The sequence below is a fragment of the Rathayibacter sp. AY1D2 genome (assembly GCF_002932695.1).
Classification (GTDB): Bacteria; Actinomycetota; Actinomycetes; order Actinomycetales; family Microbacteriaceae; genus Rathayibacter.
This window is the reverse complement of sequence record NZ_PSVX01000090.1, coordinates 1-11,027: the sequence shown is the minus strand read 5'-3', so window position 1 is coordinate 11,027 and position 11,027 is coordinate 1. Positions and strand designations below refer to the sequence as shown.

Below are 11,027 nucleotides of genomic sequence, written 5' to 3'. Positions count from 1 at the left end.
CTCGAACTCCGAGATGTCCACGGACAGGACGCGGTAGCCCAGACTCCGCAGCAGCTCGGCGCTCCGGGGAGCGGAGGCGGCCATCAGGAGGGTGTCGTCCCCTTCGTCGGCGACTCCCTGCCCCGGCTGGTCGGCGGCATCGCGGTCGCGCTCGTGGCGAGTCTGGTGTCGCTGGTCATCCCGATCGTCCTGCAGCAGCTCGTCGACGGGCCATTGGGGGACGGGGCGGCCTCCGCCGACTCCGGCGACCTCGGGCCGCTGATCGGCCCGGTCGCCGTCATCCTCGTGCTCGGCGTCGTCGAGGCCGGTGCCATCGCGCTGCGCCGCCGGATGGTCCTCACCCCCAGCACGCGGATCGAGGCGCGCATGCGCTCGGCCCTCTACAGCCGCCTGCAGGACCTCCCCGTCTCGTTCCACGACCGCTGGCAGAGCGGGCAGCTCCTGTCGCGGGCGATGAGCGACCTCAGCCTCATCCGCCGCTGGATAGCCTTCGGCTTCGTCCTGCTCGTGGTCAACGCGCTGACGATCGTCGTCGGCTTCGGCGTCCTCGTCTACTGGAACCCGATCCTCGGCGTGCTCTTCGTCGTGTGCTCGATCCCGGTCTGGATCTACGGGTTCGCGTTCGAGAAGCGCTACTCGAGCATCGCGCGCCGCAGCCAGGACCAGGCGGGCGACCTCGCCACGACCGTCGAGCAGTCGGTGCACGGCATCCGCGTCCTCAAGGCCTTCGGCCGCCACCAGCACGCGCTGGAGAACTTCGCCGGCCAGGCCGAGAAGCTCCGCGGCACCGAGATCGACAAGGCCCGCGCCATCGCCGGGATCTGGTTCGTCCTGCTGCTGGTGCCGGACATCGCGTTCGCGCTCTGCCTGCTCGGCGGGGTCTGGCTCGCCGCGGCCGGCCAGCTGAGCGTCGGCGAGCTGTTCGCCTTCTTCGCCACCGCGACCGTGCTGCGCTGGCCGGTGGAGTCGATCGGCTTCCTCCTCTCGATGACCTTCGACACCCGCACGGCGGTCGACCGCTACTTCGAGGTGATGGACAGCCGGAACACCATCACCGACCCGGAGGACCCCGAGACGATCCTCGAGCCGCGCGGTCGGGTCCGCTTCCGCGACGTCCACTTCCGCTACCAGGACGCCCCCGAGCGCTACCGCGACCTCCTCGACGGCGTCGACCTCGAGGTCGAGCCGGGCGAGACGATGGCACTGGTCGGCATCACCGGGTCCGGGAAGACGACGCTCACCGCGCTGCTCCCGCGCCTCTACGACGTGACCGGCGGCGCCATCGAGCTCGACGGCGTCGACATCCGCCGGCTCCGCCGCGACGAGCTGCGCACGCACGTCGGCATGGCGTTCGAGGACGCGACGCTCTTCTCCACCAGCGTGCGCGAGAACGTCCTCCTCGGCCGACCCGACGGGACCGAGGAGGAGCTGCTCGAGGCCCTCGAGATCGCGCAGGCCGACTTCGTCCACCGCCTCCCCGAGGGCCTGGACACGAAGGTGGGCGAGGAGGGGATGAGCCTCTCCGGCGGCCAGCGCCAGCGCCTGGCCCTCGCCCGCGCGGTGGCCGCGCGTCCGGCGGTGCTCGTCCTCGACGACCCGCTCTCGGCGCTCGACGTCGACACGGAGGCGCGCGTCGAGGCGGGGCTGCGCCGCGTGCTCGGCGACACCACGGCGATCATCGTCGCCCACCGCCCCTCGACGGTGGCGCTCGCCGATCGCGTGGCACTGATGGAGGAGGGCCGCATCACCGCGGTCGGCACCCACAGCGAGCTGCTCGCGAGCAGCCCGCACTACCGCTTCGTCATCTCGAGCCTCGAGGAGGACGAGCTGACCCGGCCCGCCGGGACCCAGCGCATCGGCTCCCGCCCCACGACGACCCACCAGGAGACGCGATCATGAGCACGCTCGGTTCCTCCGAGGAGCGCGACGACCTCAGCAGAGCGGAGTCGGCGGCTCTGCGCCGGCGCTCGCTGCGGCTGCTCGGCTCCCTGCTGCGGCCGCTCCGGCTGCGGCTGGTGCTCACCGCGGTCGTGGTCGTCGTCGCGACCGCTGCCCAGGTCGCGGGACCGGCGCTGATCGCGGCGGGCATCGACAACGGCCTGCCCGCGGTCCTCGCGGGGAACGCGGTCCCGCTGGCGGTCACGGTCGGCGCCTACATCCTCACCGGACTCGTCGGCGCGCTCCTGGTCGCCTGGTACACCGTGCTCTCCGCGCGGGTGAGCCAGGCGATCCTGATCGACCTGCGCAAGCGGGTCTTCCTGCACACCCAGAAGCTGAGCCTGGAGTTCCACGAGAACTACACCTCCGGCCGGATCATCTCGCGCCAGACCAGCGACCTCGACTCCATCCGCGAGCTGCTCGACTCCGGCATCAACCAGCTGGTGCAGGGTGCGCTCTACATGGGCTTCGTCGCGATCGCCCTCGTCTCCCTGGACGGCGTGAGCGGCATCGTGCTCGCCTGCGCCCTGGTGCCGCTCGCGCTGCTCACCCGCTGGTTCCAGAAGCGGTCGCAGGCGCTGTTCCGCGGCACCCGAGTCGCCTCGTCGCGGCTCATCGTGCAGTTCGTGGAGTCGATGACCGGCATCCGCGCCGTGCAGACCTTCCGCACGCAGAAGCGCAACGAGTCCGTGTTCGGCGGGGTCGTCGAGCAGTACCGGCTCGCCTACAAGCGCGTCTTCGGGGTGTTCGGCACCTTCGACCCCGGGCTCGTGCTGATCGGCAACGTCACCGTCGCCGTGGTGCTGTTCATCGGCGGCGTCCGCGTGCTCGACGGCGGGCTCGAGATCGGCGCGCTGCTGGCGGTCCTGCTCTACACCCGGCGCTTCTTCGACCCGGTGCAGGAGATGGCGATGTTCTACAACTCCTACCAGTCGGCGGCCGCCGCGCTCGAGAAGATATCGGGCGTGCTGGCCGAGGAGCCGAGCATCCCGGATCCGGCCCGCCCGGTCGACCTGCGGCAGGCGCGGGGCCGCCTCGGCTTCGAGGGCGTCCGCTTCGCCTACACCGCCGACCGCGAGGTGCTGCCGCGCTTCGACCTCGACATCCCCGCCGGGCAGACCATCGCCCTCGTCGGGTCCACGGGCGCCGGCAAGACGACGCTCGCCAAGCTGATCTCGCGCTTCTACGACCCGAGCGACGGCGTGGTGACCCTCGACGGCGTGGACCTGCGGCAGCTGCACCCGAAGGACCTGCGGCGCGCGATCGTGATGGTCACCCAGGAGGCGTACCTCTTCTCCGGATCCGTCGCCGACAACATCGCGATCGGGCGGCCGACCGCGTCCTACGACGAGATCGTCCGGGCCGCGCAGGCGGTCGGCGCGCACGAGTTCATCCAGGCGCTGCCGGACGGCTACGACACCGATGTGAACAAGCGCGGCGGCCGCGTCTCGGCCGGTCAGCGCCAGCTGATCTCGTTCGCCCGCGCGTTCCTGGCCGACCCGGCGGTGCTGATCCTGGACGAGGCGACCTCCTCCCTCGACATCCCGAGCGAGCGCCTGGTGCAGCAGGGCCTGCAGACGCTCCTGGCGGACCGCACGGCGGTCATCATCGCGCACCGCCTCTCGACGGTCGCGATCGCCGACCGGGTGCTGGTGATGGAGCACGGCCGCATCGTCGAGGACGGCACCCCGGAGGCGCTCATCGCCGGCGAGGGCCGCTTCGCCACCCTGCACGCGGCCTGGCGGGACTCGCTCGTCTGATCGGCTGCTGCTCGCGACTCACGTCCCGGAGCCGCTCCCGGCTCAGGGGCGCCAGCGGGCGCTGCGCACGTCGACGCGCCAGCCGCCCGGCGTGACGACGAGGGGCGTGCCCTCGCGCTCGTACTCCCGGCGGGCGCGCTCCTCGTGGCCGACCGGGGGCGCTCCTCCCGCGCGGACGACGCGCCACCAGGCGGTGTCGGAGCCGTAGCGGGCCATCACCGTGCCGACCGCGCGTGCCGCACGCGTGCCGAGGACCGCGGCGATCTCGCCGTAGGCCATCACGCGGCCGGGCGGGATCGAGGCGACCACCTCGAGGACGGCGGAGACGAAGTCGGCCGGCTCCGCTGCCTCCGGCGCCGCGCTCAGAGCGTCAGCGCCCCGATGTTCTCGCCGTACTGCGTCTCGCCGACGACCTCGAAGCCGATCCAGCGGAAGAACTGCTCCGGGCCGTCCTCGCCGGACTCCCAGATCACCGTGAGGGTGTCGAAGCCGCGGGCGCGCGCCTCGTCGGCGGTGGCGCGGACGGCGAAGGTGCCCACGCCGCGGCCCTGCTTCGCCGCGTCGATGTTGATGCGCCAGATGCAGCTGCGGAACTCCTCCGCCGCCTCCGGGTCGAAGTGCGCGTGGATGAAGCCGACCAGCTCGTCGCCGTCCATCACGGCCCGCTGCCAGGAGGCGCCCGGGTCGATCACCGCGGCGGCGGCGGAGTAGGAGACCGGCGCGATGAACTGCTCCTGGCCGGGTTTGAGGCTCAGGCCGTTCACGGCGGAGATGTTCGAGGCGGACAGCTCTTCCAGGCGGAGGTCACTCATGCCGTCACTGTACCGGCGGCGCAGGACGGCGGGCATCCTCCTGTCGGGCGACGTGCGCCGGCCCCGGCGCGGACGATCGAGAACTGTCTCGACATCGAGACAGTTCGGGCCTCGGGTAGGCTGGCGGAGGCCATCCGGAGCGGTGCAGAGCCGCCCGTCCCGCACAGGTGCGGGGTCATCGACACCATGGGAGAGCAATGTCCAAGATCAAGGTTGAGGGAACGGTCGTCGAGCTCGACGGCGACGAGATGACGCGCATCATCTGGCAGAAGATCAAGGACACCCTCATCCACCCGTACCTCGACGTGAACCTCGAGTACTACGACCTCGGCATCGAGTACCGCGACGAGACGGACGACCAGGTCACGATCGACGCAGCGCACGCCATCCAGAAGCACGGCGTCGGCGTGAAGTGCGCGACCATCACCCCCGACGAGGCCCGCGTCGAGGAGTTCGGCCTCAAGAAGATGTGGAAGTCGCCCAACGGCACGATCCGCAACATCCTCGGCGGCGTGATCTTCCGCGAGCCCATCATCATCTCGAACATCCCGCGCCTGGTCCCCGGCTGGAACAAGCCGATCATCATCGGCCGCCACGCGTTCGGCGACCAGTACCGCGCCACCGACTTCGTCTTCAAGGGCAAGGGCACGCTGACCGTCGAGTTCACGCCCGAGGACGGCTCCGAGCCGATGAGGTTCGAGGTCTACAAGGCCCCGGACGACGGCATCGCGCAGGTCCAGTACAACCAGGACGCGTCGATCCGCGACTTCGCCCGCTCGTCGCTGAACTACGGCCTCTCGCGCAACTACCCGGTCTACCTCTCCACCAAGAACACGATCCTCAAGGCCTACGACGGCCGCTTCAAGGACATCTTCGAGGAGATCTTCGAGACCGAGTTCAAGGAGCGCTTCGACGCCGCGGGCCTCACCTACGAGCACCGCCTCATCGACGACATGGTCGCCTCGGCCATGAAGTGGGAGGGCGGCTACGTCTGGGCCTGCAAGAACTACGACGGCGACGTCCAGTCCGACACCGTCGCGCAGGGCTTCGGCTCGCTGGGCCTGATGACCTCCGTGCTCTCCACGCCCGACGGCAGCGTCGTCGAGGCGGAGGCGGCGCACGGCACCGTCACGCGCCACTACCGCCAGCACCAGGCCGGCAAGCCCACCTCGACGAACCCGATCGCCTCGATCTACGCCTGGACGCGCGGCCTCGCGCACCGCGGCAAGCTCGACGGCAACCAGGAGCTCATCGACTTCTCGCTCACGCTTGAGGACGTGGTCATCAAGACGGTCGAGTCCGGGAAGATGACGAAGGACCTCGCCCTGCTCGTCGGCCCCGAGCAGGGCTGGCAGACGACCGAGGAGTTCCTCGCGACCCTCGATGAGAACCTGAAGGCCCGCATGTCGGCCTGATCTCCGGCTTCAGCAGACGCGTCCGGCCCGCACGATCCTCGGATCCTGCGGGCCGGAGGCGTCTCCGGGCCCGGTGGGACGCGCCCGGGCCGAGCGCCTCAGAGCGCCCGGGCGAGCTCCTCCATCGCGTGGAGCGGATCGGGCCCCGACGGCATCAGCACGACGCTCGACGCACCGGCCTCGTGCAGCAGGCCGATGCGGCGACGAGCGTCTTCGGGAGTGCCCACGACGGCCAGCTGGTCGACCCAGACGTCGGGCAGGTCGCGGACGAAGGCGGCGCGGTCGGCGCTCTCGGCCCGCAGGCGGGCGAAGTCATCGGCGAAGGGGAGCGGCGCGATGTGCGGCGCCCAGTCCGGCTCGCCGATCCACTCGAGTCCCGGCCGGACCGCGTCGCGCGCGGCGGCCGCGTCGTCGTCCACGGCGGCCACGTTGTAGGCGACAATCCGTCCGGTGCCGCCGAGGTGGCCGCGGGCCGCCGCGAGGTACTCCGGAGTGACGGGCTCGGCCAGGACGACCCCGTCGGCGATCCGGCCCGCGAGCGCCAGCGACTTCGGTCCGCGGACGCCGGCCAGCAGCGGCGGCACGACGGCGGGCGGCGACTCCAGGACGAGGCCGTCCACGTGCACGTAGCGGCCGGAGCGGTCGGTGCGCTCGCCGGAGAGCAGCGAGCGGATCGCGTCGAACTGCTCCTCGAGCAGGGTGAGCGGGCTGCGCGGCCAGACGCCGAGGCCGCGCATCCAGTGCGGCATCCCGTGCCCGATGCCGGCGTGGACGCGGCCGGGGAACAGCTCGGCGAGAGTGCCGAGCTCCATCGCGGTGAAGGCCGCCGTGCGGACGGCGGCGGGCAGGATGCCGATGCCGACGACGATCCGCTCGGTGGCGGCGAGCACCGCGCCGGCCTGGGCGATGCCGCCGCGGAAGCCGAGGTCCTCGACCACCCAGAGCTCGTCGAAGCCGAGCTCCTCGGCGCGGCGGGCGTAGCCGAGCACCTCGGAGGCGGGGAGATCGCGGGGGAGCAGGACGCCGACAGCGGTGTCGGAGGAGGAGGCGCGCATCCGGCCAGCGTAGGGCGTGCGGACAGGCGGAGGGCCCGCCCGCACGATCGCGGACGGGCCCTCGCTCGTCGTCCTATTCGGCGGCCGCCTCGCCGATCCGCACCTGCTCGGGGCGGGCGGTCGAGACGACCTCGATGCGGCGGGGACGCGCCTTCTCGCTGACCGGGATGGTCACCGAGAGCACGCCGTTGTCGGAGGACGCGGCGATGCGCTCGGTGTCGACGCCCTGGCCGAGGCTCAGCTGGCGGACGAAGGTCGCCGACTGGCGCTCCCGGGTGATCCAGGTGACGTCGTCGCCGCTCGCGACGGTGCGCTGGGCACGGATGGTGAGGAGCTGCCCGTCCACGTCGACGTCGACGGACCCCGGGTCGATGCCGGGGAGGTCGGCGGTGAGGACGTAGTGGTCGCCGTCCCGGTACAGGTCGATCGGCATCCGGCGGGGCCCCTGACCGGAGCCGAGGAGGGCGGTGGCGAGGCGGTCCAGCTCGCGGACGGGGTCGTAGGTGACAGCCATGAGATCACTCCATTCAGTCGTGCAACGAAGAGTTCCATGCGTTGAGCCGACCCGGCTCAACGCGAGTAATTTAGCACTCGGGGAGGGGGAGTGCCAACGGATCGGCCCCCTTCAGCGTCAACTTCGTTACCTGTTCGTAACAAAGCTGGGCAATCGACTTCGTAGGGTCGTTTCTGTGTGGAAACCGATCCGGTTCCCAGCGAATGTGAGTAAGGACATCGATTGCCGATCCACCTGTCCCACCGACCACCCGTCCGCCGCGCTGAGAGGCGCATCCTCGCGGGCCTCGCCGTCCTCGGAGTCGCCGCGACCGCGGCCTTCGCCACCACCGGCGCCAGTGCCGCCCCTCTCGCCGGCAGTGCCTCGCTCGTCGGCGGGCTCTCCGTCGGCCAGAGCTTCGACGACGGCGACTACGTCGTCACCCTCGTCGAGCCCTCCGCGGCCACCTACCAGGGCAGCGATGCCCGCTTCGCCCGCACCGCGCCCGTCGACGGTGCGCAGCTGCAGGCCGCCTCGGCTCCGGTGGAGGACTACTCCGCCCACCTCGAGCAGCGCCAGGAGGACGTCGCCTCCGCGGTCGACGCCGCCATCGGCTACCACTACACCGTCGCCCTCAACGGCTTCTCCGCGACCCTCTCGGGCGAGCAGGCGGGCGAGCTCGCGAGCCGCCGCGACGTCGCCCAGGTCCGCAAGGTCGAGAACCTGAAGGTCGACCGCGCCGCGCAGGCCTCGCCGCTCGCCGCGGCCGCCGCCGGCACCCCGGTGCCCGACACCGGACAGCAGCGCTCCACCGACTTCCTCGGCCTCGAGGGCGAGAACGGCGTCTGGCAGAAGCTGGGCGGCATCGACAAGGCGGGCGAGGGCGTCGTCGTCGGCGTCATCGACTCCGGCATCGCGCCCGAGAACCCCTCCTTCGCAGGCGCGCCCCTGGCGACCTCGCCCGGAGCGGCCCCCTACACGGACGGCACCACCACCTCCTTCGTGAAGTCGGACGGCGGCACCTTCGTCGGCTCCTGCTCGCCGGGGCTCCCCGCCTCCGAGCAGTGGGACGGCGACGAGTGCAACCAGAAGCTCATCGGCGCACGCTGGTTCCTCGCGGACGAGGAGGTCGGCTCGACGGACAACCCCGAGTACCGCTCCCCGCGCGACGCCGACGGACACGGCTCGCACACCGCGAGCACGGCAGCCGGCAACAACGGCGTCGAGGCGAGCGTCGACGGCTACGACTACGGGAAGATCTCCGGAGTCGCCCCGGCCGCCAAGGTCGCCGCGTACAAGGTCTGCTGGAACGGACCCGACGAGGGCACCGACGACGACGACTTCTGCTCCGGAGCGGGCATCCTCGCGGCCATCGACGCCGCGACCAAGGACGGCGTCGACGTCATCAACTTCTCGATCGGCGGCGGCTCGGCCACCTCGACCCTGACCGCGATCGACGAGGCGTTCCTCAACGCCGCCGCCGCGGGCGTCTTCGTCGCGGCCTCGGCCGGCAACTCGGGTGCGGGCGCCTCCACGCTCGACCACGCGTCGCCCTGGTACACCACGGTCGCCGCGTCCTCCATCCCGACCTACACCGCGACCGCCGCTCTCGGCGACGGCCAGAAGTTCGTCGGAGGATCCATCTCGGTCCACGAGGACGTCACCGGACCGCTGGTGAACAGCGCCGACGTCGTCCGCTCGGGCGCCGAGAACCCCGCCATCTGCGAGACCGGCACCCTCGACCCCGACAAGGTGAAGGGCACGATCGTCGCCTGCACCGCGGGCGTCACCGCGCGCGTCTCCAAGTCGGCCGAGGTCGAGCGGGCCGGCGGCATCGGCATGCTGCTGCTCAACCCGACCCCGAACGCCCTGCACGTCGACGACCACTCGGTCCCGAGCATCCAGATCGACTCGCAGGCCTACCAGGCGATCACGACCTACGCCGGCACCGCCGGTGCGACCGTGACCCTCTCCGAGGGCAACTCGTCCGGCGCCTCCATCCCCGTCCCGCAGGTCGCCGGCTTCTCGTCGCGCGGACCCGCTGAGGCGGACGGCGCCGACGTGCTGAAGCCCGACCTCACGGCGCCCGGCGTCGCGATCCTCGCCGACAGCTTCAACGCCGAGGGCGACGACCCCGCCTTCGCGTTCGAGTCCGGCACCTCGATGTCGTCGCCGCACGTGGCGGGCCTCGGCGCGCTGATCCTCGGCGCGACCCCGAAGGCCTCGCCGTCCGCGGTGAAGTCGGCCATGATGACCTCCGCCTACGACAGCGTCGACCAGTCGGGCGCCGCGTCCGAGGACGTCTTCGCCCAGGGCGCCGGACACGTCGACCCTGCCGCGTTCCTCGATCCCGGACTGCTCTACCAGAGCGGCACGGAGGACTGGATCGCGTTCCTCAAGGGTGCGGGCTACGTCTTCACCTCGAACCCGGTGATCGACCCGATCGCCGCGATCGACCCGTCCGACCTCAACCAGGCCTCGATCGCGATCGGCGCCCTCGCGGGCACGCAGACTGTGACCCGCACGGTCACCTCGACCGGCGCGGGCACCTACACCGCCTCGGTCGACGGCCTCGCCGGGATCGACACCGTCGTCTCGCCCTCGACCCTCTCCTTCACGGGTGCGGGCCAGACGGCGGAGTACACGGTCTCCTTCACCACCGGCTCGGCGGCGCTCAACCAGTTCGCCACCGGCTACCTGACCTGGGCGAGCGCGGAGCACGACGTCCGCAGCCCGATCGCGGTGCGCCCCGTCCTGCTGGACGCGCCCTACGAGGTCTCCGGCACCGGCTCGACCGGCACCGGCACGGTGACGGTCACGCCCGGCATCACCGGCGCGCTGCCGCTCACCGCGAGCGGTCTCGCCGAGGGTGTCCTCGCCGAGGACGCCACCGCCGCCGACGGCCACTCGGCGACGCTCCCCACGGGGAAGTCGCTGACGACCACCGTCGTGGTGCCGGAGGGCGCCGAGTTCGCCCGCTTCGACCTCGACTCGCTCGACGACGCGGCCGACCTCGACCTCACCGTCACCAGCGAGAGCACCGACAAGGTCTTCACCTCAGCGACCGGCTCGGCCGACGAGCGCGTCGACATCGCCGACCCCGCTCCGGGCGAGTACACGGTCCAGGCCGATGTCTACTCGACCGCTCCGGGATCCTCGACCGTCACGTTCGACTTCCGCAGCTTCGTCATCACTCCGGAGAACGGTCTCGGCTCGCTGAGCACCGACCCCGCCGTGGTCGACGCCGTGCAGGGCGAGCCGATCGCGTACGCGGTCTCCTGGTCGAACCTGGCGGGCCCGGCCCGCTACCTCGGCCGTGTCGCCTACACCGACTCGGGACTCGCGACGCTCGTGAGCGTCGACGTCACCGAGGCGGTCACCCCCACCCCGACGCCGACCGCGACTCCGGAGCCCACGGGCACCCCGGAGCCGACCGCGACGCCGACGGCCGGCCCCACCGCCGGACCGGGGGAGCCCACCTCCACGCCGACCGCCGGACCGGGCGCGCCCGGTCCGGCGGTCGGCGTGGAGGTGGGCTCCCCCGGTCCGGCGGT

Annotated in this window: 8 protein-coding genes; 4 read left to right on the top strand and 4 right to left on the bottom strand. The window is 71.7% G+C overall.

Annotation, left to right across the window (positions count from 1 at the left end):
• Positions 1–117: 117 nt before the first annotated feature.
• On the top strand, positions 118–1,899 hold the full coding sequence (locus C5D04_RS16670) for an ABC transporter ATP-binding protein (protein ID WP_104348058.1): 1,782 nt from the start codon (positions 118–120) through the stop codon (positions 1,897–1,899).
• On the top strand, positions 1,896–3,698 hold the full coding sequence (locus C5D04_RS16665) for an ABC transporter ATP-binding protein (protein WP_104292983.1): 1,803 nt from the start codon (positions 1,896–1,898) through the stop codon (positions 3,696–3,698). Before C5D04_RS16670 ends, C5D04_RS16665 begins: the two co-directional genes overlap by 4 nt.
• A gap of 42 nt (positions 3,699–3,740) precedes the next feature.
• Here C5D04_RS16665 and C5D04_RS16660 read toward each other — a convergent pair whose 3' ends face one another.
• Both C5D04_RS16660 and C5D04_RS16655 read right to left on the bottom strand, forming a co-directional pair.
• Positions 3,741–4,064 (bottom strand): MGMT family protein, encoded by a 324-nt coding sequence (locus C5D04_RS16660; protein WP_104238475.1) that lies wholly within the window; start codon positions 4,062–4,064, stop codon positions 3,741–3,743.
• Entirely contained in the window at positions 4,061–4,510 is a 450-nt protein-coding gene (locus C5D04_RS16655) for a GNAT family N-acetyltransferase (protein ID WP_104224946.1), read from the bottom strand. Before C5D04_RS16655 ends, C5D04_RS16660 begins: the two co-directional genes overlap by 4 nt.
• Positions 4,511–4,707: 197 nt before the next feature.
• Between C5D04_RS16655 and C5D04_RS16650 the strand changes: the two genes are divergently transcribed.
• Entirely contained in the window at positions 4,708–5,925 is a 1,218-nt protein-coding gene (locus C5D04_RS16650; protein WP_104224939.1) for an NADP-dependent isocitrate dehydrogenase, read from the top strand.
• 98 nt (positions 5,926–6,023) lie between these two features.
• Here C5D04_RS16650 and C5D04_RS16645 read toward each other — a convergent pair whose 3' ends face one another.
• A complete protein-coding gene (locus tag C5D04_RS16645) occupies positions 6,024–6,980 on the bottom strand; it encodes an LLM class flavin-dependent oxidoreductase (protein WP_104348057.1) in 957 nt (318 codons plus the stop codon).
• A 73-nt stretch (positions 6,981–7,053) separates the two neighbouring features.
• Positions 7,054–7,494, bottom strand: coding sequence for an Hsp20/alpha crystallin family protein (locus C5D04_RS16640; protein ID WP_104348056.1), 441 nt, complete (start codon positions 7,492–7,494; stop codon positions 7,054–7,056).
• 222 nt (positions 7,495–7,716) lie between these two features.
• Here C5D04_RS16640 and C5D04_RS16635 point away from each other — a divergent pair.
• Positions 7,717–11,027, top strand: a 3,311-nt coding sequence (locus C5D04_RS16635) for a S8 family serine peptidase (RefSeq protein ID WP_104326449.1), incomplete at its 3' end; no start/stop codon positions are given.